The sequence below is a fragment of the Metapseudomonas resinovorans genome, from assembly GCF_002003485.1.
In the GTDB taxonomy this organism is placed as follows: Bacteria; Pseudomonadota; Gammaproteobacteria; order Pseudomonadales; family Pseudomonadaceae; genus Metapseudomonas; species Metapseudomonas resinovorans_D.
The window spans coordinates 125660-148474 of the sequence record NZ_BDMA01000027.1 but is presented as its reverse complement, the minus strand read 5'-3'; the positions used below and the strand labels follow the sequence as shown (position 1 = coordinate 148474).

Genomic DNA, 22815 nt, shown 5'->3' with positions numbered 1-22815 from the left:
ACCATGCATAACCGCATCATGATCACCGGCGCTGGTTCCGGACTCGGTCGCGAAATCGCCCTGCGCTGGGCGCGCGAGGGCTGGAAGCTGGCCCTGTCCGACGTCAACGAAAGCGGCCTGGCCGAAACCCTCAAGCTGGTCCGCGAAGCCGGTGGCGATGGATTCACCCAACGCTGCGACGTTCGCGACTATAGCCAGCTCACCGCCTTCGCCCAGGCCTGCGAAGAGAAGCTGGGCGGCATCGACATCATCGTCAACAACGCGGGCGTCGCCTCGGGCGGCTTCTTCGAGGAGCTGTCCCTGGAGGACTGGGACTGGCAGATCGCGATCAACCTGATGGGCGTGGTCAAGGGCTGCAAGGCCTTCCTGCCGCTGCTGCAGAAGAGCAAGGGACGGATCGTCAACGTCGCCTCCATGGCCGCGCTGATGCAAGGCCCGGCCATGAGCAACTACAACGTCGCCAAGGCTGGCGTGGTGGCCCTGTCCGAGAGCCTGCTGATCGAGCTGAAGGAGGAGGGCGTCGGCGTGCACGTGGTCTGCCCATCGTTCTTCCAGACCAACCTGCTGGACTCCTTCCGCGGCCCGACCCCGGCCATGAAGCAGCAGGTGGGCAAGCTGCTGGAAAGCTCGCCGATCAGTGCCACCGACATCGCTGACTACATCTTCCAGGAAGTCACCGCCGGCACCTTCATGATCCTGCCCCACGAGCAGGGCCGTATGGCCTGGGCCGTGAAACAGAAGAACCCGCAGGCGCTCTACGACGAGATGGCCAGCATGGCGGCCAAGATGCGCGCCAAGCATCACAACGCCTGATATGACCTGCTGCGCGTCGGAATAACTGCGTTGAGAATGGCTTCGGGTTTGCTCATTTACAGCACGTAAACTCCGCACCCTCAGCCATGACGCGCTGCGCTCGCCCTGCGGGCCAGCCTTCGGCAGTTACTCCGCTTCGCTACGTTTCCCGCCTTGTTCTTCTCTAGCTCGCTAGGTCATGGCTGATTGTTTGGAAGTTGGCTGTCCAATCGGTCAGCTTTCACCGCGTTCGGGGTTGCCCGGCGGCGGATCGGGGGAGTAGGGTTGCTCCCCCGGCCTGCCCGCCAACCCGGATGGTTCCACCGTGAAACCCCTTTCCCGCGCGCTGCTGATGCTGGCGCTGGTACTGGCCGCTATCAACTTGCGGCCCGGTATCACTTCCCTTGCCCCCTTGATCGAACGCATCGCCGATGAGCTGGCGCTCAGCCGCAGTCTGATCAGCCTGACCACCGCCCTGCCGGTGCTCTGCATGGGCCTGCTCGCGCCCCTGGCACCTCGCCTGGCAATACGTTACGGCCTGGAACGGGTGATCACCGTTTGCCTTGGCCTGATCGGCGTTGCCTTGCTGGCGCGCCTGGGCAGCCATGCCAGCAGCGTGCTGATCGGGAGTGCCGTGGTGATGGGAGCCGGTATCGCCGTCGCCGGCCCGCTGCTGTCCGGTTTCATCAAGCGCCATTTCCATGACCAGGTCGGCCGGGTGGTGGCCTGGTACTCCCTGAGCATGACGATTGGCGGCGCTGCCGGCGCGGTGCTGACGCCGCCGGTTACCCAATTGCTGGGGGACCAATGGCATCTCGGACTGGCCTTCTGGGCCGTGCCAGCACTCGGCGCACTGTTGCTCTGGCTGATGGTGCCGAATCGCGCCGAGACCGCCAGCGAAGCGGGGCAGGGCGGACTGCCCTGGGGCGAGCCGCGAGCCTGGCTGATCACCGCTTTCTTCGCCCTCCAGGCCGGGCTGTTCTATGCCCTGACCACCTGGCTGGTGGCGCGCTACCACGAGGCTGGGCTCAGCCTGCTGCGCAGCAACAGTCTGTTCAGCCTGTTCATGCTGGTGGGCTTGCCCAGCGCATTCATCCTGCCCTGGCTGGCCCAGCGCTTCGACAACCGCTACCAGTTGCTGCTGGTTTGCGGCCTGGTCAGTACGGTCTGCCTGGGGATGATCTGCTTCCAGCCGACGCTGCTGCCGGAAGTCTGGGCGGGTTTCCTGGGACTGGGCCTCAGCGGCTCGTTCGCGCTGTCCCTGGTGCTGCCGCTCTATGAAGCGCACACGCCGCTGGCGGTGAGTCGCTGGACTGCGATGATGCTGTTCGCCGGCTACGGAATGGCCAGTTTTGCGCCAGTCCTGGCCGGTTTCGGCCGCGATCTGGCGGGGAGTTACCAGGCGCCTTTCATGGTCATCACCGGGCTTGCCCTGGTGATGTGCGCATTGGCCTGGTTGCTCGGTCGCAGGCCGGCCTGAAGACTTCGACGCAATTCCTTTCTCCCGTGGCAGTCCTGTGTTAGAAGGCTGCCACTGTTTTACTGGAGTGCCCGCGTGGAGTCCGAATCCATCGTCTATGGTTGCATCCGCGACTGGCCGTCGCTCGACGATCAGGAACACCGCCTGCGCCGCGAGACCAACCGTCGAGTGCTCGACAACCTGCCCAGCGGAGAGGCTTGGCCGTTCCTCGGCCGCGAGATGTTTTCCTGTTGCGAGCACCCCGGCGAAGGGCTCTTCCGCACCCAAGTGATCCATTTCGGCGCCAGCTACCCGGCGGTTGAGTACGAGTGGAGCCTTTGGGTGAAGGCGTTCGAAGGCCTACTCAAACAGCTCTATTGGAGCAGTGCGGTGGTTCATCTGGAAACCGAGCTCAACGGCATCCATACCTTCCGCTGGGAAAGCGAGCAGGGCTTCCACAGTCCCCAGGAAGACAACCTGCGCGTGCGTTGCGCCTGGGAACGTGAAGGCGGCGTGCACGGCTGACACCGGAGCGTCGGGCTCCACCTCGTAGGGAATACATCGATGCTCAACTACCTCTGGTTCTTCCTCGCCGCGCTCTTCGAGATCGGTGGCTGCTACGCCTTCTGGCTCTGGCTGCGAATGGGCAAGAGCGCCTGGTGGGTCGTGCCCGGCCTGCTCAGCCTGACCCTGTTCGCGCTGCTCCTGACCCGTGTGGAAGCCGCCTACGCAGGCCGCGCCTATGCGGCCTACGGCGGCATCTACATCGTCGCCTCGCTGCTCTGGCTCGGAATCGTCGAGCGCACCCGGCCGCTGGCAAGCGATTGGTTGGGGGCCGCGCTCTGCGTCATGGGCGCAACCATCATCCTGCTGGGGCCGCGCTTCTCGCAAAGCTGATGGACGGCCGGGCGGCGATTCGCGGGATGAACGCTACCTCCCTGACGACCTGCCGACGCCGGAAGCGCTACTGCGTTTCGTTCCGGACAACTGCGTCCAGGTGTGATTCCCGCGACGCAGATTTTGCCAACCTTTTCCCAGCAGGCACTGTCGAATCGCTCAAGGATCGTCTGGAAAACAACCATTGCGATGTCTTCCAGGATCGACCGTCCTTCAGATGGAGGATGCTGAATGAGATTGTCGTCATCAGGGACAGTGGCGTGCGTCCTGGTGGTGCTTTCATCGCTCCTCCCGGCGTGCACTTCACTGCCTCGTATCAATCCCGACATGGCCCACTCACCGGAGACGCAGGTGCAGGTCGACGGTGCCCATGGCCCGCTTTCGGAGGCCCGCAGCAAGGCCGTTCTGGAACGGCTCAAAGCCTCCGGGATGGAGACCAATATCTTCGACTTGCACCTGGCGATCGAAGAGGCTCTGGTCGGGAGCCCGCTGACCGCCGGTAACAAGGTGGAGCTATTGCAGGATGGGCCGGACACCTATAAATCCATGTTCGAGGCCATAGAAGGCGCTCGCGACCACATCAACATGGAGACCTACATTCTCGAAGGCGATGAGGTGGGGCAGCGCTTCGCCGACAAGCTGATCGCCAAGCAGCGCAGTGGCGTGCAGGTCAATCTCATCTACGACAGTGTCGGTAGCCTGGGCACTTCGCCGGAGTTCTTCGACCAGTTTCGCCAGTCCGGCATTCGCCTGGTGGAGTTCAACCCGGTCAATCCCATGACCGCCAAGGCAGGCTGGGAACTGAACCAGCGGGACCACCGCAAGTTGCTCATTGTCGATGGGCGCATCGCCATCCTCGGCGGCATCAACATCAGCGGCGTGTATTCCGGCGGCTCCTTCGGTTCCGGTACCGAACCGCCACCGAGCGGTGAGCTGCCCTGGCGCGACACTGACCTGCGCATCGAAGGCCCGGTTGTCTCCGACCTGCAGAAACTCTTCATTGCCACCTGGGACGGGCAGAAAGGGGGCACCCTGGTGCCCAGGCACTACTTCCCGCCCATCCAGCCGTCAGGCAAGGAAGTGGTGCGTGCCATCGGCAGCTCGCCGGATGAACCCTACAGCCAGATCTACGCCACCCTCATCTCCGCATTGCACAGCGCGCAGAGTGAGATCTGGCTCACCAGCGCCTACTTCGTGCCGGACCCGCAGTTGCTCGACGCCCTCAAGGCCGCGGTGAATCGCGGCGTCGACGTGCGTCTGGTGGTGCCCAGCAGTACCGACTCCTGGCTGGTGTTCCATGCCGGTCGGGCCTATTACAAAGAGCTGCTGGAGTCAGGCGTACGCCTTTACGAGCGCAAGGACGCCCTGCTGCATGTGAAGGCGGGGGTGATCGATGGTGTCTGGTCGACCGTGGGCTCCACCAACCTGGACTGGCGCAGCTTCCTGCACAACCAGGAAGTCAACGTGGTGGTGCTGGGGGCGGATTTCGGCGAGCGCATGCGCAAGGCCTTCCTGGAAGACGTGAAAGGTTCGCAGGAGCTGACCCTGGATTCCTGGAAGCGTCGTCCCATCCGCGCCCGCGTCAGCGAACGTATCGGGCGCGTCTGGGAGTACTGGCTTTAGCCGGGATAGCGGTCAGGGCTGCTGGCTTGAGGGTTCGACCGCTTGCTGCCAGGCACAGATGTCAAGGCTGGCGCCGCGCTGCAACAGGCGTGGGGCCTGATCGGAATCCACCAGCTGGGAACGGCCCTTGCTGCAGACCAGGATGCGTCGCCCCTGATACGCCAGGTCAGTGAGGATCTGGCCCCAGTGCCGGTACTGCACGTCGTGGCCTTCTCCGGGATAGAGACGTTCGGCGGCTACATTGGGGAAGCGGCTTTTCCAGAATTCCGCGTGTGCCGGGGTCACCGTGGCATCGGCGAGTCCGTAGTACAGGAACACGGGCGCGTAGACGGCGGAAAGGTCCGCTACCGGCTGGTCGCAGTACAGTCGGAGTTCGTGGGTCAGGGGCGCCATGTCGAAGCCCTTCGAGCCTTTGGCGTAGTAGAACCGCGCACCTTCATCAGCAGCTTCGTCGAGGAAACCATGGATGCGGTTCACCGCGGTGTTCGGTCCCAGGTCCCACCAGACCGAGGGCACATCGTAGCGACCGGCGAGATAGGCGTCGGCCACCTGCTGATCGCTCAGGGCGCAGCGGGCGGGAGTCGCCATCACGCCTTCGGTCTGCGAGAAGGCTGCGGCCATGTGCACCGAGCGCACGCGAGACGCCAGGCTGGAGGCGATCTGCGCCACATAGGGACCGCCGCCGGAGATCGCCACCAAAGAGAAACGCCCCACATCAAGGTGGTCGAGCAGGGCGGCTACATCATCGGCGTATGACTGGTAATTGCCTGCGGGGTCGAACGCGGTCTGGCCAAAACCATTGCGTTCCAGGGTGATGAAGCGCAGGTCCAATTGCTCGCGCAGGCTGCGCAGGAAGTCGGTGAGGGCAAGCACCCGTCCACTGGTGCCATTACCGCCGACCAGCACCACGGGTAGGCCATCGCGCGGGCCTTCATCGAGGTAGTGGAGCGTCTTGCCCTTGCCATCGACCCAGCTCTGCATCGCTGGGCCCATGGAGTCGAAGCTGTTCTGGACCTGAATGGGCCCGGATGCCTGCGCGGCCCCAATGGCCAGCACCCAGGAGAACGCCAACGCCAATCCATTTCGGTAAACGCTCATGTGCACCTTCCTTCTTGTTGTTGGTGGTCCTGCCCGCATCGCCACGGTTGGGAGTGCGAGCAGGCCAAGTCTAGGGAAGGTCGCGTGATGGTTTTTGATGCGGTTCGACGCTTTGTTGAAGTGGACCGACCTTTTCAGCGGGTCAGTTCGGGGCGGTCAGGCAGACGATTCGCCCGGCCGGCGCTGTTCTTCGCGCACGCGCTGGAAAGCGGCTTCGTGCAGGGCCTGGGCGTCCGCCAGGAGCAGGCCGAGGGCGGAGGCCAGTCGTGCCGTTTCCTGGGCCAGGGCGCTAGTGCGGCTACCGGATTCGATGATCCGCAGCAGTTCGCCGAGGGCGCTCATGCGCTGGTTGGCAGCTTCGAGCAGATGGGTGGAGGGCGCCCGCCCGTTAATGAACAGGACGTCTTCGTAGGGCTGGGATTGTGGCAGGAGCGGCGTGAAGCTGGCGGTTGGCAGTCTTCGGGGCGGGAGATGGGCAGCCGTGCGGGTATCTGTCTGCGTTGCGTGTGGGGTGTGCATATCCTTGCTTCCTCGCGTGCTAGAGGTGCCGACCTTGTTGTCACGACTCATTTAAGGGCGGCGGGCCGTGCAGGGGTCGCAACCGGTTACGCGAGGAAAACCCGGTAAGGCCTAAGCCTTCCCTACACGGCCCACCATGGACGCTTGCGCTTGAGGTGGGACGTGGCCTGCGTGAAGTTCGGGTTGCGACTCCCGGTCGCGGTTCCAACCGCGATGGCCGGGGACTTTAGCCATGGCCTTTGTAGGCGCTCAAGGCCAATGTCCTGTGCGAAATTTCTTATCGAAAGTGCCTGATGGGCGGCGCGGCACCTGCAGGAATGGGCCTCATCGAGCCAGCGCATGGCCGGGCCGCAATCTAGAGCGGTTCTTCGAGGGTTCGACGATTTTGCCGACGAAATGCCCCGCATTTTTTCGCGTTCTGTCATCTTTTCGTAGCAAAGCTTCTACACTCTGACATCAGAGCTAATTGGTGCTCTGCTTTGTTTTAGGTCGCCCCGTGGCGGCCTTTTTTGTGCCCGCCGTTCAGGCGTGACCGACCTGTCGCTGGTACGGGATAAACGCCACTTCATCGCCTTCTGCGTCATCTTCAGATGCAGATCACTTCATATAGATCAATCAGATAGCTCGTTAGGTCGAGGGTTTTTGGCAGTTGCCAGTCCTTTGACGCTGTCCCGCGCGCCATCTACTACTGACTTACGCCCCCAAATGCGGGGAGAAATTGAAATCCGGCAGAAGTTTGCTGAAAGAGACGGCTATTGCCGTGATTCTGCTGATTTCGCACGCTCTTTTGATGGATCAGGTGCAGGCGAGGCAGCGCAATGGGCGATCTGACAAAGAAGTCGTTCACCTCAGCGCCCTCCGCGCGCCGTGGAACTCCGTTTCTTCAGCTGGCGGTCTGCGTCCTGCTCGCATTGCTGGCCACGTTTGTCGCCGTCGCTGAAACCCCCGGGCCCAATGACAAGTGGCTGGAGCCGGCACGCTCACGGTTGCTGGAAGACAAGCAGGGGATGCCGTTCTTTCCACATCGGGCCAACACGACGAACAATGCCGTGCTCAGTGCAGGCGACTTCGATGATGCGCAGGTCTGCGGCGCGTGCCATGACGAGATCTACCGACAATGGCGTTCATCGATGATGGCCCATGCCTGGGAGGAACCCATCTACCGGGCGCTGCTGCGACACGCCAGCGAGGCCACCGAAGGACGTGTGGATAACTTCTGCACCGGCTGCCATACCCCCATCGGCCTCACCACGGGTCAGATCAACTCGACGGTCAATCGCGCATCCGTGGAATTCACCGCCGAGCACAACCCCATGCCCGGCGTGGACTGCGAGACCTGCCACAACATCAGCGCCCGCACCGGCCTGGATAACGGTGCCTACGTCCTCAGTCCGCGCGCCCACGGCAAACCGACCAAGTTCGGCCCGCGCAGCGACGCCACGTCGCCCTATCACGACACCGTTTATTCCGACCTGCACACCCGTTCCGACTTCTGCGCCACCTGCCACAACGTCACCCATCCGTTCAGCACGGTGGCCGTCGAGCGGACCTATGACGAATGGCTCGAAAGTCCCTACAGTTTCAACGGCCAGACCTGCCAGAGCTGCCATATGCCGGGCTTCGCCGGCAAGGCGGCGATCATGGGGCCGGAGCGCGCGGACGTCGCTTCCCACTGGTTCACCGGCGCCAACGCAGCGGTGCTGGAGTACCTGGGCCAGAAAGAGGCGGCGCAGCGCGCCCGCGAGTACCTGGCCAAGGCTGCCGAGATCAGTTTCGAGTCGATTCCTGAGCAACTGGTGCCGGGGCAGGAGGTTTCGGTGCGGGTGAAGGTCGCCAATGTCGGGGCAGGGCACAAGCTGCCTACGGGTTTCCCCGAGGGCCGTGAAGTCTGGATCGACTTCCATGCCGTGGACGCAGCCGGTCACGAGTTCTACCGGCTGGGCGCGGTTCGCGACGGCGCCACGGAGCCCGACACGCGCAACTTCAAGGTTCATCTGGGCGACAAGGATGGCAAGGAACTGGACATCGAGGTCTGGAACGCCACCCAGATCCTCTCGGACAACCGCATCCTGCCCAAGGGCTACGATGTTCGCGAATTCTCCTTCGTGGTGCCTGCGGATGCGGTTGCGCCCGTCACCCTGACGGCAGAGCTGAACTACTGGCCATTCCCGCAGCGCCTGGTGGATTACCTGCTGGGCGAAGGCAAGCTGAAGGTGGAAGTGACGCGGATGGGCCAGGTGGAACGCAGCTTGCCGTTGGGCGCAGCCGTGCAGGCGGCGAAGTTGTGATCAATCAGCGTGATTGCATTAAGGCCGATCAGGTAGGGTGCGCCGCGCGCACCGGTGGTTTGGCCTGGCGCCGAAGCTGGTCCTGAAGTCGGTGCGCATGGCGCACCCTACGGTCGGCCAACTGCGAATAACAGGCTCTGTAGGGTGGGCCGGGCGGCGTTCCGCTTCAGCCCACCAGCTATTGAAATCGCCTCCTGCCGCCCCCTGGGGTCACTCCTCCAGCCACTCCTTCGGCACGTCCAGCTTGAGCATCAGTTGGCAGAGCTGGCTGTCGGGGTCGTAGACGATGACCGCCTCGCCTTTCTTCAGCGCCTTGCGCACAAGCTCGACGCGGGTTTCCAGCGGGGTGTCGTCGCCATTGTCGGTGCCTTCGCGGGTGACGAAGTCCTCGATCAGGCGGGTCAGGGTGTCGGCTTCGAGCAGGTCAAAGGGGATGAGCATCGGGGTATCTCCGGCGGGGGCGGAATGCTAACGCCGCCGCCGGACGCCGTCATCCATCCACGCTCTGGCGCTGGATGAAACGTTCGAGGGTGGCGAACAGCAGGGCGCTGTCCAGGGGTTTGCCGAGGAAATCGTCCATGCCGGCGTCAGCGCCGGCCTGGCGATGTTCCTCCAGGATATGCGCGGTCAGGGCGACGATGGGCACCGGCAGCCAGTTGCGGGCGTGTTCCAGCCGGCGGATCTGCCGGGTGGCCTCGAAACCGTCCATTTCCGGCATTTCGCAGTCCATCAGGATCAGCTGGATACCCTCCGGGTCGCGCTGGTACTCGTCCACTGCCGCCACGCCGTTGGCGACGGTGCGCACCAGATAGCCGCGCTTCTTGAGGAAACCCTGCACCACCATCTGGTTCACCGGATTGTCTTCGGCCACCAGGATGCAGGGCGTCGCGCTCACCCGGCGGCGCTCCTCCTGCTGCTGGGTTCGTTCTTCCAGGCGCCGCTCGCGGTACAGCTCCTGCAAGGTCTCGCGCAACTGCGCCAGGGTCAGCGGTTGGGCCACCGCCCGGAGCCGCAGGCCGGTGCCCGTAGGCAGGTTCTGGCAGTACTCCGGCGGGCAGATCAGCAAGATGCGCTGGCCTTGTTCCAGATGCGGGCGCAGCCGGTCCATCCAGCGTTCCGGGTCGCCGGGCCAGGGCGCCTGCAGCACGAGCAAGGGCGGTACGGCGAAATCCTCCAGATGCTGGAGCAGCCTCTCCGGGTCCTGGCAACGTTCGCAGCGCATGCCCCAGCGCCCGAGCAGGCGCCCCAGGGCATCCAGGCCGAGGGTGTCCTGGCAGGCGATCAGGGCGGTACGGCCATCGAGCAGCTGGTTCAGCTCATCGGTCCTGAATTCTCCGGGCTGCAACGGGATGTCGAAGCTGAAGCGGGTACCCACGTGGAGCGTGCTCTGGACTTCGATGTGGCCACCCATCATTTCCACCAGCTCCTTGCTGATGGCCAGGCCCAGGCCGCTGCCACCAAAGCGACGGGTGGTGCTGGAGTCGCCCTGGGCAAAGGAGACGAACAACTGGGTCAGGGCTTCGGGGCGGATGCCGATGCCGCTGTCACTGACGTTGAACACCAGGCGCGAATGGCCGTCGGCTTTTCGGCGCAGGGACAGATGGAGGGCGACATGGCCCTCGGCGGTGAATTTGAGGGCGTTGCCCAGCAGGTTCATCAACACCTGCTTGAGCCGTGTCGGGTCACCGAGGACGCGTCGCGGCACGCCGGCGTCCAGGCTCAGGTGCAGGCCCAGGCGCTTGTCCATGGCCTGGGCGGTGAACAGCCCGAGGGTTTCCGAAACCAGATCTTCCAGGTCGAACTCGATGTGCTCCAGCTCCAACTTGCCGGATTCGATGCGGGCGAAGTCGAGGATGTCGTTGATCACTGCCATCAGCGCGGTGCCGGAGCTGGAAATGGTGTCGACATAAAAGCGCTGGCTGCGGTCGAGCGGCGTTTCCTTGAGCAGTTGCAGCATGCCCAGCACGCCATTGAGCGGAGTGCGGATCTCATGGCTCATGGTGGCCAGGAAGCGGCTCTTGGCCTGGTTTTCGAAGTCCGCCTGCTCGGCGGCCTGGCGTGAACGGTACCCCTCTTCCTTGAGCGTGTTGATGCGGTCCGCGAGGCCGATAGACAGGGTGATCAGCTCGATGGTGACGCCGATCTTCACCACCGTGGCGCCGAACAGCCCGAGCACTTCGATGCCGAGGGAGCCGGTGGTGATCTGGATGAAGGCGAACAGCAGCACGCCCCAGGCCAGCGTGTAGTAGGAGCCGTAGCGCAGGCCCTTGCGCCAGACATACAGGCCGGTGAGCAGCAGGAAGGCGGAGATGGCCGAGACGGTGAGGCTGGCGAGGATGTTCCAGTTCTGCAGGCCGATCAGGGGCGCGCTCAGCAGCGCCACCAGGGTCGCGATCATCAGCCCCCGCAGCACCTTGTCGAGGCGCGGGAAGTGCAGGCCGGTGTGGAGGAAGTGACGGCTGAACTGCAGCGCTGTCAGGCAGTGCAGGTACATGAATATGTAGATCGCCACCGATTGCAGCACGACGTGGTCGGGCAGCAGCTTGAACAGCATGCCGTCGAAGCAGGCGGCGAGCAGGCCGACGTTGAGGTTGTAGGCCAGATACCAGAGGTAGGCCGGTTCCCGCAGCGACAGGTAGAGGAACAGGTTGTAGAAGAACATGGCGAAGAGCACGCCATAGAAGGCCCCGTTGAACCCCATGAGGTTCTCCTGGGCCGCAGCGCTGGCATCGAAGGTGCTGAACACCAGCGGGACGAAGATGGTGCTGGTGCTTTCCACCCGCAGGATCAGCGTGCTCTGCCCGGGTTCGACGTGCAGGGGGAACCAGAAGTTGCGCACCTGCACCGGGCGCTGGGAGAAGGCGAAATGGTCGCCGGTCTCCTGCGTCTGCACCTGGCCGTCGGGCGTGAGGTAGTAGAGGCGGAGGTTGTCCAGCAGCGGGTAGTTGGCTTCCAGGTAGCCGTCCAGCGCATGGGTGCGGCGGTTGTCCAGGTGCACCTTGAACCACCAGACCGAACCGTTCTTGCCGAGGTTGGCCTGCTCGCCACGAACCTGCTGGAAGGCCGGGTCGGGGAGTTTGCGGACCTGTTCCAGGTCGAGTTCGCCCCTGGGGTCTTCGAGGTAGCCGACCCAGTGGCCGAGGGAAAGGCGCAGTTGATCCTGATCGAGGGGCACGGCCTCCAGCGCGGAGGCGGTCCGGCAGACCAGGAACAGGAGCAAGGCCAGACCGAGTGCGACAGTTTTCACACAGCCTGAGAGGTGAAGCATGGGTGACCACCCGCGTTGTTATTCGTCCTTTGTCTCTCTACGAAAGGTAGCCGAGGAGCAGTGAAACCAGGCAGAAACCGATGTTCGACATGGTTTCACTGCACCCGCGCAGCCTTCGTAAAGAGCATAGGTGGCACTTTGCTCTTGGCGGGGTCGCCCTTCAAGGGCCGGCGTCACCCTTTCCCACAAGACTTTCCACGGTCGGGACGCGCGTCTCGCTCTCCATCTGCGCGTCGTGTTCCAACTGGTGGCTGAAGGGTTCGAGGGATTGCTGGCGGGTCACCGCGTCGCTGGCGAACACCGGCGGGCTCATCAGGTAGGCGCCGAGCAGTCGGGTCAGGGCCTCCAGACTGTCGATATGGGTGCGCTCGTAGCCGTGGGTCGCGTCGCACCCGAAGGCCAGCAGGGCGGTGCGGATGTCATGCCCGGCAGTGACCGCCGATTGTGCATCGCTGTGGTAGTAGCGGAACAGGTCGCGGCGCAGCGGGATGGAATGCTCGTCGCCCAGCTTCAACAGGTGCCGGGAAAGGTGGAAATCGTAGGGGCCACCGGAATCCTGAAGGGCCACGCTGACCGCATGTTCGCTGGAATGCTGGCCGGGGGCGACCGGTGCGATGTCGATGCCGACGAATTCGCTGACGTCCCACGGCAGTGCAGCAGCGGAACCGGAACCGATCTCCTCGGTGATGGTGAACAGCGGATGACAGTCGATGGGTGGCACCAGGCGTGCTTCGGCGATGCCCTTGAGCGCGGTGAGCAGGGCGGCGACACCGGCCTTGTCATCCAGGTGACGGGCAGTGATATGCCCACTTTCGGTGAATTCCGGCAAGGGGTCGAAGGCGACGAAATCGCCGATCGAAACACCCAGGCTTTCGCAGTCGGCCCGGGTGGCGCTGTAGGCGTCCAGGCGCAGTTCGATGTGGTCCCAGCTGATGGGCAGGCTGTCCACCTGCGTATTGAACGCGTGCCCAGACGCCAGCAAGGGCAAGACGCTGCCGCGCAACACGCGGCTGTCGCAGAACAGGCTCACGCGGCTGCCTTCGGCGAAGCGGCTGGACCAGCAGCCAACGGGGGCCAGGGCGAGCCGGCCGTTGTCCTTGATCTCGCGGACGATGGCGCCAATGGTGTCGAGGTGCGCCGATACGGCGCGGTCCGGGCTGTTCTGGCGGCCTTTGAGCGTGGCGCGGATGGTGCCGCGCCGGGTCAGTTCATAGGGAATGCCGATTTCGTCGAGGCGCTCGGCCACGTAGCGCACGATGGTGTCGGTGAATCCTGTGGGGCTGGGAATGGCGAGCATTTCCAGCAGCACTTGTTGCAGGTAGGCGAGGTCGGGTTCGGGGAGTCTCTTGCTCATGACATCTCCTTGGCGTGGACCTTGGGACTTGGTGGGCTGAAGCCCACCCTACATGGCACACAGCTTCAGCCCACCAGCCGGTCAGGGCGCTCGCGTCAGCGGGAACAGCAGGTCGATGAAACGCTCCGCCACGGGTTGCGGCTGGTGGTTGGCCAGGCCGGCTCGCTCATTGGCTTCGATCAGCACGTAGTCCGGCTGTTCGGCGGACGACACCAGCAGGTCCAGGCCGACCATCGGGATTTCCAGCGTGCGTGCCGCAAGGATCGACGCTTCGGCCAGGGCCGGGTGCAGGGTCGCGGTGGCGTCCTCCAGGGTGCCTCCGGTGTGCAGGTTGGCGGTGCGGCGCACGACCAGGCGGGTACCGGCGGGCAGGACATCGTCATAGGTGTAGCCCGCCGCCCGCAGGGCGCGCTCGGTTTCGGCGTCCAGCGGGATACGGCTTTCGCCCTGGGTGGCGGCCTGGCGTCTCCGGCTCTGGTGCTCGATCAGCAGGCGCAGCGTTTGCTGACCGTCGCCCATGACCTCGGCGGGGCGGCGGATGGCGGCGGCCACGATTTCATAGTTGATTACCACCACGCGCAGGTCGAAGCCCTGTTGGCAGCTTTCCAGCAGCACACGGCTGTCGAAATGCTCGGCGGTGGCGATGGCGGTCTTCACTTCGTCGAGTGTGCGCAGGTCGACGGCCACCCCGTGGCCCTGCTCCCCGTTCACCGGCTTGACGACGATGCTGCCGTGTTCGGCCAGGAAGGCGGCATTCGCCTCGTCGCTGCTGGCCAGGCACTGGAACGGCTGCCTGATCCCCACGCGGGCCAGCGCGCGGTGGGTGAGCTGCTTATCCTGGCAGAGGGTCATGCTCACGGCGCTGGTGAGGTCGCTGAGGGATTCGCGGCAACGGATGCGCCGGCCACCGTGATTGAGGGTGAACAGCCCGCCCTCGGCATCGTCCACCTGCACTTCGATGCCCCGGCGCAGGGCTTCGTCGACGATGATGCGCGCGTAGGGGTTGAGCTTCTCTTCCGGGCCGGGGCCGATGAACAGCGTCTGGTTGATGCTGTTCTTGCGCTTCACGGCGAAGGTCGCCAGCTCGCGGAAACCGAGCTTGGCGTAGAGCGCCTTGGCCTGGCGGTTGTCGTGCAGCACCGACAGGTCGAGGTAGTTGAGCTCGCGGCTCATGAAGTGTTCCACCAGATGGCGCACCAGCGCCTCGCCGACGCCGGGACGGCTGCACTGCGGGTCCACCGCCAGGCACCAGAGACTGGAACCGCCTTCCGGGTCGTGGAAGGCCTTGCGGTGGTTCAGGCCCATGACGGCGCCGATCACCTGGTTGTCGCGTTCGTCCTCGGCCATCCAGTAGACCGGTCCGCCGAGATGGCGTGGGGTGATGGCGTCCTGGTCCACTGGCAGCATGCCGCGGCAGCGGTAGAGCTGATTGACTGCCTGCCAGTCGGCCTCGCTCTGCGCGCGACGGATGCGGAAACCACGGAACCCCCGGCGCGCCGGGCGATAGTCGGGGAACCAGAGACGCAGGGTGTCGGACGGGTCGAGGAACAGTTGCTGGGGTGCCAGGGCCAGCACTTGCTGGGGCGCGGCGACGTAGAGGGCGATATCGCGCTCGCCGGGCTGCTCGGCCAGCAGCTCACGGGCCAGGCTGGACGGGTCGGGGAAGGTATGGCCGAGCAGCAGGCGGCCCCAGCCGCAGTGGAGTATCTGCGGTTCCTCGTGAGGTTGCTGGTGGCCTTCGGCAAGCTGGGCCTGAAGGCGCTGATAGGAGGGCGCCTGGCCGCGCAGGAGGCGCTGGCTGTGCAGGGTATGGGCTTTCATCGATTCAGAGTCCCTGTTGGTTGAGCCAGAGATTGAGAGCGGCCATCTGCCAGAGCTTCGAACCTCGTAGCGGGGTGATGTCTTCCGTGGGGCTGGCGAGCAGGCGCTCGAGCATGGCCGGCTGGAACAGGCCGCGGTCCTGGCTCGGGTCCAGCAGCAGTTCGCGTACCCAGTCGCGGGTCCGGCCTTCCAGGTGCTTGAGGCCCGGCACCGGGAAATAACCCTTGGGCCGGTCGATCACTTCATGGGGAATGACCTTGCGCGCAGCGGCCTTGAGTACGGCCTTGCCGCCATCGCCGAGCTTGAAACGGGAGGGAATGCGCGCCGAGAGTTCGGCCACCCGGTAGTCGAGGAAGGGCACCCGCGCTTCCAGGCCCCAGGCCATGGTCATGTTGTCCACCCGTTTCACCGGGTCGTCCACCAGCATCACGGTGCTGTCCAGGCGCAAGGCCTTGTCGACGGAGTCGAGGGCACCGCGCTGCTCGAAGTGCTGGCGCACAAAGTCGCCGGCCAGGTCATCGGTGAGCCAGGCAGATTGCACCGCAGCCTGGTATTCGGTGTGGGCGCGATCGAAGAAGGCTGCGCGGTAGCTGTTGAACGGGTCACGGGTATCGGCCAGGGGCGGATACCAGTGGTAGCCGCCGAACAGTTCGTCCGCCCCCTGGCCGCTCTGCACCACCTTGCAGTGCTTCGACACTTCGCGGGAGAGCAGATAGAAGGCGATGCAGTCATGGCTGACCATGGGCTCGCTCATGGCCGTGAAGGCCGCCGGGAGCTGTTCCAGCACCTCACGCTCGTCGATCCGCAATTGCTGGTGGCGAGTGCCGTAATGGCGGGCGATAAGGTCGGAGTACTCGAACTCGTCGCCGCGCTCGCCGCCGGCATCCTGGAAGCCAATGGAGAAGGTCGCCAGTTGCTCCACGCCGGTCTCGGCCAGCAGACCCACCAGCAGGCTGGAGTCCACCCCGCCGGAAAGCAGCACGCCCACCTCGCGGGCGGCGCGCTGGCGGATCGATACGGCATCGCGCAGGCTGGTCAGCAGCCGGTCGCGCCAGTCATCCATGCCAAGGCCTTGTTCGTCCTCGTGCGCGCCGTACTCCAGTTGCCACCAGATGCCCTGGCTGCAATTGCCGTCGGCGTCGATCTGCATCCAGCTGGCCGGGGGCAGTTTCTCCACGCCCTTGACCAGCGTGCGGGGTGCGGGCACCACCGCATGGAAGTTGAGGTAGAAGTTCAGCGCTTGCGGGTCCAGCCCGGTGTCCAGGTCGCCGCCCTTGAGCAGGGCCGGCAGGCTGGAGGCGAAGCGCAGGCGTTGATCCGTGCGCGACAGATACAGCGGCTTGATGCCGAGGCGGTCGCGGGCGAGGAACAGGCGCTGCCTGTCCCGATCCCAGATGGCCAGCGCGAACATGCCGTTGAGCCTCGGCAGCATGTCCTTGCCCCAGGCGTGCCAGGCCTTGAGCAGCACCTCGGTGTCACCGTCGGAATGGAATCGGTAACCCAGGGCCAGCAGTTCCTTGCGCAGTTCGGGGTAGTTGTAGATGGCGCCGTTGAACACCATGGCCAGACCCAGTTCGGGGTCCAGCATGGGCTGCCCGGAGGCTTCGGCCAGGTCCATGATCTTCAGTCGTCGATGACCCAGGGCGATCGGTCCCTGGCTGTGCAGGCCCCAGGCGTCGGGGCCTCGGGGGGCGAGATGGTGGGTGATCCTGTCGAGGGCAGCCAGGTCGGCCGGTTGTTTGTCGAAACGAAGTTCTCCAGAAATGCCGCACATAAGTCCTTACCGGTGTTGCCGTTGGGGAATTCGTGCCGCCTTTTGCAGCAGGCACTTAAGGGTCCGACCCCTGTGCACTTCTGTGAGTTTTATATCGTTTGGTTATGAAACCGTGGCATCGGAACCTCTCCGCGATCGCGGAGAGGTTCAGGAGAGGAGTTTCTGTGCCGCCAGGGACAGGCTCACGGCCACCAGCATCAGGGCGAACAGCCGTTGCAGGGTGGCGCCGCGCAGGCGCGTCGCCAACCGGTTACCCCAGAGGACGCCGACGGCACCGCCGGCCGCCAGTCCGCCGAGCAGGGCCATGGGGGGCTGGGCGCCGGTGAGATAGAGCAGGAAACCGCCGCCGGAAACCAGCGCGATCACCGCCATCGAGGTGGCCGTGGCAGCCAGCATCGACAGCGGTGTGTACCAGAGCAGCGCCGGCACGACGAGGAAACCGCCACCGACGCCCATCACCCCGGACAGCAGGCCGACACCGGCACCGATCATCACCAGTGGCGCGCTTCGCAACGGACCGTCATGGATCTTCGGCAGCGCCGCACCGCGCCACATGCGCCATGCGGACCAGAGCACCAGCAGGCAGAAACCGAGGATCAGCGCCGTTTCCGGAATGAAACGGCCCACCCACTGGCCGACGGCGTTGCCGGGCAGCCCGCTGATGGCCAGCAACAGCACCGGACGCCAGGCCACCATCCCTTGTCGGGCGCGGGGAATGGCGCCAATGGCGGCGGACAGGGCAACCGCGCCCAGGCTCACGCCGATGGCATCGCGCAGCGGCAGGTGCAGGCTGAGGAGCAGGGGCAGGGCCACCAGCGATCCCCCGGCACCGGTCAGACCCAGCAACAGGCCGAGCACGCCGCCGATGACCAGGGCTTCGATCAGGAGCAGATCCATGCTCAGGCGCTCCTGCCGCGAATCAGACGGCGCAGGGCAAAACGGTTGGGATGGCAGGCTTCGGCCACCGCGCGGGGCACTGGCAACGGTTCGTCATCCAGCCAGGCGGCCAGCAGTTCGCCCGATAGCGGCGCGGTAATCAGTCCGCGCGAGCCGTGGGCACTGTTCACATAGAGGCCGTCGAGCCACGGCGCCGCCACATCCGGCACCTGGCGCGCGTCCTTGGCCAGCACCGCGTAGGTTTCGGCGAAGGCTTCGGCATCGGCCAAGGGACCGACGATGGGCAGGTAGTCCGGCGTGGTACAGCGGAACGCGGCGCGGCCTTCCAGGCGCGCGGGTTCCAGATCGGCGACGCGCAGGCGGCGTCCGAGGTCGGGGGAAATTTCTTCCAGCAACTCCAGGTTGCCTGCATGTTCCGCGGCGGTCGGCGTGACGTCCGTGCTGTGGAAGTCGAAGCTGGCACCCAGGGTGTGTTCGCCATCGCGCGGCGGCGCCACGTAGCCCTCGGCACAGAGCACCGTGCCCAGGCCCGCGCTCTCGGCGGTGGCCGGCAGGCAGCTGATCTGCCCACGGATGCGCTTGAGTGCGAGCTCGGCAGCCTGGGGAAAACGGAGCACCTCAGCGGCACCGGCCAGCACCACGACGGGCGCTGAAGCCAGGGTGACGTCGCCGGCGCGGGCGTGCCAGCGGCCCTCTTCCCGGAACAGCTCCAGCGCTTCGGCGTGGCTGGCCAGGTGGATGTTCGGATGCCCGGCCAGCAGTTGGCACAGGGCCGGAGGATGGACCCAGCCGGCGTCGGGATAGAACAGGCCGCCAGCGGGCAGGGCGACGCCGGACAGGGCTTCGGCCTCGCTCCGGTCGAGTCTGTGCAGCAGGTCGGCGGGGAAGGCCTCGGCCAGTTTCGCCTGGCGCTGTGCTTCCTTGTCGTCGAAGGCCAGCTGCAGCACGCCGCAGGCCTGCCAGTCGCGGCCTTGCTCCAGCCGCTGCAGCAGCCGGCGGGTATGCCCGAAGCCACTGAGGATCAGCCGGGAAAGTGGCGTGCCATGGGCAGAAAGCTTGAGATAGAGGACCCCTTGGGGGTTTCCCGAAGCCTCGCGGGCGGGGGCGTCATGACGCTCCAGCAGGGTCACCTGCCAACCACGGGCTGCCAGGCTGGCGGCACTGGCGCAGCCGGCGAGCCCCGCGCCAATCACCAGGGCCTCACGGCGCTCCGGCACGAAGCGGGGACGGGCGAACCAGGGTTTGCTGGCATCGAGGCAGGCCTGACCCTCGAAGCGGCCCTGGCTCATCTCCCATTTCTTGCCGAAGCCCGGCGTGCGCTTGATGGCGAAGCCTGCCTCCTTCAATGCGCGCCGCACGAAACCGGCGGAGGTGAAGGTGGCGAGCGTGGTGCCGGGGGCGGACAGACGCGCCAGTTGGGCGAAGAGGGTGGGGCTCCACATTTCCGGGTTCTTCGCCGGGGCGAAACCGTCGAGGAACCAGGCGTCGATACGTGCGTCCAGTTCCGGCAGGCAGTCCATGGCATCCCCCACCAGCAGGGTCAGCACCACCCGGCCGTTGTCCAGGCTGAAACGCTGGAAACCGGGATGCACGGCCACGTACTGACCGATTAACTCGGCGGTGAGCGGCGCCAGTTGCGGCCAGAGGGCCAGGGCGCGCTGGATGTCGTCGCGGGAGAGGGGGAATTTTTCCACGCTGACGAAGTGCAGACGGGCGTCGGCCGGTGCGTGTTGCACGAACAACTGCCAGGCGCAGAGGAAATTCAGCCCGGTACCGAAACCGGTTTCGCCAATGCAGAAACGCCCGCCGGCCGGCAATTCGCCAAAACGCCGGGTCAGGTCGTTGCCATTGATGAACACATGATGGGTTTCGTCGATGCCCGATGTCGGGGAGAAGTAGACGTCGTCGAATTCCCGCGACAGCGGTTGGCCCAGTTCGTCCCAGTCGAGTTGGGCGTGGTGGAAGTCGGACATGGAGGTTTCCGAGACTGCGAAGCGCGAATAGTAGCTGATCGGAAGGCCGCTTCGGTTTGATCCGAAACAGGGGAGCACGTCGATACAAGGGTAGGAGCACGCTCTGCTCGCGAATCGGTTCAGCGAGATTTTCGCGAGCAGAGCTCGCTCCTACCTGAGTCTGTCCGCTACCTTTTCTCCATCACGCCAAGGAGGTCTGCATGTTTGAATCCGCCGAGATCGGCCACTCCATCGACAAGGAAACCTACGAGAAGGCCGTGCTGGAACTGCGCGAAGCCCTGCTGGAGGCTCAGTTGGAGCTGAAGGAAAAGGCGCGCTTCCCGGTGCTCATCCTGATCAACGGCATCGAAGGCGCCGGCAAGGGCGAGACGGTCAAGCTGCTCAACGAATGGATGGACCCGCGCCTGATCAACGTCGAGAGTTTTATGAGTCCTACCGATGAAGAACTCGCGCGGCCGCCGCAGTGGCGTTTCTGGCGCAAGCTGCCGCCCAAGGGGCGCATCGGCATCTACTTCGGTAACTGGTACAGCCAGATGCTCCAGGCTCGGGTCGAGGGCGATATCAAGGATGCCCGCCTGGACCAGGCCATCAATGATGCGGAAGGCTTCGAGCGCATGCTTTGCGATGAGGGTGCGCTGGTCCTCAAGTTCTGGTTCCACCTTTCCAAGAAGCAGCTCAAGGGGCGCCTCAAGGCCCTGGAGAAGGACCCCCAGCGCAGTTGGCAGCTCAATCCGCTGGACTGGAAACAGAGTCAGGTCTACGACCGCTTCGTGCGCTTCGGTGAGCGCGTCTTGCGCCGTACCAGCCGCGACTACGCGCCGTGGTACGTGATCGAAGGTTCCGACGAGTACTACCGCAGCCTCAGCGTCGGCCGCATCATCCTCGAAGGGTTGCAGGCGGCACTCGAACAGGACTCCGGCCGCAAGCCGCACACCCGCGCCGCGCCGCTCATGTCCAGCCTGGACCGGCGCAGCCTGCTGGACAGCCTCAACCTCCAGCTCCAACTGGAAAAGGACGCCTACAAGGAACAACTGGCCATCGAGCAGGCCCGCCTGAATGGCCTGATGCGCGACAAGCGCATGCGCGGCCACGCACTGATGGCGGTGTTCGAGGGCAACGATGCGGCCGGCAAGGGCGGTGCCATCCGCCGCATCACCGGCGCGCTGGACCCACGGCAGTACCGCACCGTGCCGATCGCCGCGCCCACCGAAGAAGAACGTGCCCAGCCCTATCTCTGGCGTTTCTGGCGGCATGTGCCCGGTCGCGGCCAGTTCACCATTTTCGACCGCTCCTGGTATGGCCGCGTGCTGGTGGAACGGGTCGAGGGCTTCTGTGCCCAGGCGGACTGGCTGCGTGCCTATGGTGAAATCAACGACTTCGAGGAGCAACTGCATAACTTCGGCATCGTGCTGGTGAAGTTCTGGCTTTCCATCGACAAGGACACCCAGATGCAGCGTTTCAAGGAGCGTGAGGAGGTGTCCTTCAAACGCTACAAGATCACCGAGGAGGACTGGCGCAATCGGGACAAGTGGGATCACTACGTCGACGCCGTGGACGACATGGTCGACCGTACCAGTACCGAGATCGCGCCCTGGACCCTGGTGGAGGCCAACGACAAGCGCTATGCGCGGGTGAAGGTTCTGCGCACCATCAACGACGCCCTGGAGGCTGCCTTCAGGAAGGATTGAGCAAAGGATGGGCGCGCATACGCGGGGTGAATGATCGTGGTGCCTGAATATGGGCCGCAACTATGCTCGCCCCACTATCCCTCCCAACTGGAACGAGGTGCGTCATGCGTGAAGTGGTGATCGTCGACAGCGTGCGGACTGGCCTGGCCAAGTCCTTCCGCGGCAAGTTCAACATGACCCGGCCGGACGACATGGCCGCCCATTGCGTGAACGCGCTGCTGGCGCGCAACGATATCGACCCGGCGCTGGTGGACGATTGCGTGGTCGGTGCCGGTTCCAACGAAGGCGCCCAGGGCCACAATATCGGCCGCAACGTCGCCGTGCTTTCGGGGCTGGGCGTCGGCGTCGCCGGCATGACCCTCAACCGTTACTGCTCCTCGGGCCTGCAGGCCATCGCCATCGCCGCCAACCAGATCGCTTCGGGTTGCAGCGACGTGATGGTGGCCGGCGGCGTCGAGTCCATCACCCTGACCCTGAAGAGCATCAACCAGGACAACTTCGTCAACCCGCGCCTGAAGCTCGAACACCCCGGCATCTACTACCCCATGGGACAGACCGCCGAGATCGTCGCGCGCCGCTACAACGTCACCCGCGAAGCCCAGGACCTCTACGCCCTGCAGAGCCAGCAGCGCACCGCTCGCGCCCAGGCCGAGGGGCTGTTCAACGACGAAATCGTGCCGATGAGCGTGAAGTACTTCGTTGAAGACAAGGCCACTGGCGAGAAGAAAATCGTGGACGGCGTGGTCGACCGCGACGACTGCAACCGCGCCGACACCACCCTGGAAGGCCTGTCTTCCCTGAAACCGGTGTTCTCCGAGGATGGCTCGGTGACCGCCGGTAACTCCTCGCAGCTGTCCGACGGCGCTTCCATGACCCTGCTGATGAGCCTGGACAAGGCGCTGGAGCTGGGCCTGAAACCGATCGCGTACTTCCGTGGCTTCACCGTTGCCGGTTGCGAGCCTGACGAAATGGGCATCGGCCCGGTGTTCTCGGTGCCGAAGCTGCTCAAGGCCAAGGGCCTGTCCATCGACGACATCGACCTCTGGGAACTGAACGAAGCCTTTGCCTCCCAGTGCCTCTATGCCCGTGATCGCCTGGGCATCGACAACGAGAAGTACAACGTCAACGGCGGTTCCATCTCCATCGGCCACCCGTTCGGCATGACCGGCTCGCGCCAGGTCGGCCATCTGGTGCGCGAACTGCAGCGTCGCGACAAGCGCTTCGGCATCGTCACCATGTGCGTAGGCGGCGGCATGGGCGCCACCGGGCTGTTCGAGGCGTATCGCTGAGACACGTGTCTGTAGGGGCGAATTCATTCGCCAACCGGACCGCAGGTTCGGCCTTCAGGGCCCTGGGGGCAGCTG

Annotated in this window: 18 protein-coding genes; 9 read left to right on the top strand and 9 right to left on the bottom strand. The window is 64.7% G+C overall.

Translation table 11 applies throughout. The features are described from left to right. The first annotated feature begins 3 nt into the window (after positions 1-3). The 5 genes from MnOB_RS09210 (at position 4) to cls (ending at position 4771) form a co-directional block, all read left to right on the top strand. Positions 4-813, top strand: a complete 810-nt coding sequence (locus MnOB_RS09210; RefSeq protein WP_077523919.1) for an SDR family oxidoreductase — start codon at positions 4-6, stop codon at positions 811-813. A 304-nt stretch (positions 814-1117) separates the two neighbouring features. Then, positions 1118-2272 (top strand): MFS transporter, encoded by a 1155-nt coding sequence (locus tag MnOB_RS09205; protein WP_077523918.1) that lies wholly within the window; start codon positions 1118-1120, stop codon positions 2270-2272. Between the two features lie 75 nt (positions 2273-2347). Next, positions 2348-2776: a hypothetical protein gene (locus tag MnOB_RS09200; protein ID WP_077523917.1), complete on the top strand. Its 429-nt coding sequence runs from the start codon at positions 2348-2350 to the stop codon at positions 2774-2776. A gap of 39 nt (positions 2777-2815) precedes the next feature. Beyond that, on the top strand, positions 2816-3148 hold the full coding sequence (locus tag MnOB_RS09195) for a YnfA family protein (RefSeq protein WP_077523916.1): 333 nt from the start codon (positions 2816-2818) through the stop codon (positions 3146-3148). Between the two features lie 327 nt (positions 3149-3475). Then, the gene (gene cls / locus MnOB_RS09190; protein WP_234358226.1) at positions 3476-4771 is read left to right on the top strand and encodes a cardiolipin synthase; all 1296 of its coding nucleotides are present in this window, start codon (positions 3476-3478) and stop codon (positions 4769-4771) included. 12 nt (positions 4772-4783) lie between these two features. Here cls and MnOB_RS09185 read toward each other — a convergent pair whose 3' ends face one another. Further along, entirely contained in the window at positions 4784-5869 is a 1086-nt protein-coding gene (locus tag MnOB_RS09185; protein ID WP_234358225.1) for an alpha/beta fold hydrolase, read from the bottom strand. 156 nt (positions 5870-6025) lie between these two features. Then, positions 6026-6388, bottom strand: a complete 363-nt coding sequence (locus tag MnOB_RS09180; RefSeq protein ID WP_234358224.1) for a hypothetical protein — start codon at positions 6386-6388, stop codon at positions 6026-6028. A gap of 528 nt (positions 6389-6916) precedes the next feature. Here MnOB_RS09180 and MnOB_RS28795 point away from each other — a divergent pair. Then, positions 6917-7219 carry a hypothetical protein gene (locus MnOB_RS28795; protein WP_158713785.1) on the top strand — a complete coding sequence of 101 codons (303 nt, stop codon included), beginning with the start codon at positions 6917-6919 and terminating at the stop codon, positions 7217-7219. Then, positions 7207-8676: a multiheme c-type cytochrome gene (locus tag MnOB_RS09175; protein ID WP_077523914.1), complete on the top strand. Its 1470-nt coding sequence runs from the start codon at positions 7207-7209 to the stop codon at positions 8674-8676. The genes MnOB_RS28795 and MnOB_RS09175 overlap by 13 nt, the downstream gene beginning before the upstream one ends. 210 nt (positions 8677-8886) lie before the next feature. Here MnOB_RS09175 and MnOB_RS09170 read toward each other — a convergent pair whose 3' ends face one another. From MnOB_RS09170 to mnmC, 7 genes are all read right to left on the bottom strand, one after another. Further along, a complete protein-coding gene (locus MnOB_RS09170; RefSeq protein WP_077523913.1) occupies positions 8887-9117 on the bottom strand; it encodes a YheU family protein in 231 nt (76 codons plus the stop codon). 49 nt (positions 9118-9166) lie between these two features. Further along, entirely contained in the window at positions 9167-11944 is a 2778-nt protein-coding gene (locus MnOB_RS09165; RefSeq protein WP_077523912.1) for a hybrid sensor histidine kinase/response regulator, read from the bottom strand. 160 nt (positions 11945-12104) lie between these two features. Continuing rightward, a complete protein-coding gene (locus MnOB_RS09160) occupies positions 12105-13298 on the bottom strand; it encodes an osmoprotectant NAGGN system M42 family peptidase (protein WP_077523911.1) in 1194 nt (397 codons plus the stop codon). Between the two features lie 81 nt (positions 13299-13379). Continuing rightward, positions 13380-15119, bottom strand: coding sequence for an N-acetylglutaminylglutamine synthetase (gene ngg / locus MnOB_RS09155; RefSeq protein WP_077523910.1), 1740 nt, complete (start codon positions 15117-15119; stop codon positions 13380-13382). A gap of 4 nt (positions 15120-15123) precedes the next feature. Beyond that, on the bottom strand, positions 15124-16893 hold the full coding sequence (locus MnOB_RS09150; protein WP_077523909.1) for an N-acetylglutaminylglutamine amidotransferase: 1770 nt from the start codon (positions 16891-16893) through the stop codon (positions 15124-15126). Between the two features lie 147 nt (positions 16894-17040). Next, positions 17041-17790, bottom strand: coding sequence for a sulfite exporter TauE/SafE family protein (locus tag MnOB_RS09145; RefSeq protein WP_077523908.1), 750 nt, complete (start codon positions 17788-17790; stop codon positions 17041-17043). 2 nt (positions 17791-17792) lie between these two features. Then, a complete protein-coding gene (gene mnmC / locus MnOB_RS09140; RefSeq protein ID WP_077523907.1) occupies positions 17793-19763 on the bottom strand; it encodes a bifunctional tRNA (5-methylaminomethyl-2-thiouridine)(34)-methyltransferase MnmC2/FAD-dependent 5-carboxymethylaminomethyl-2-thiouridine(34) oxidoreductase MnmC1 in 1971 nt (656 codons plus the stop codon). 200 nt (positions 19764-19963) lie between these two features. Here mnmC and pap point away from each other — a divergent pair, with 200 nt between their 5' ends. Together pap and MnOB_RS09130 are read left to right on the top strand one after the other, a co-directional pair. Continuing rightward, positions 19964-21451, top strand: a complete 1488-nt coding sequence (gene pap / locus MnOB_RS09135) for a polyphosphate:AMP phosphotransferase (RefSeq protein WP_077523906.1) — start codon at positions 19964-19966, stop codon at positions 21449-21451. Between the two features lie 104 nt (positions 21452-21555). After that, complete coding sequence (locus MnOB_RS09130) at positions 21556-22740, top strand: thiolase family protein (protein WP_077523905.1); 1185 nt, start codon at positions 21556-21558, stop codon at positions 22738-22740. Positions 22741-22815 lie beyond the last annotated feature (75 nt).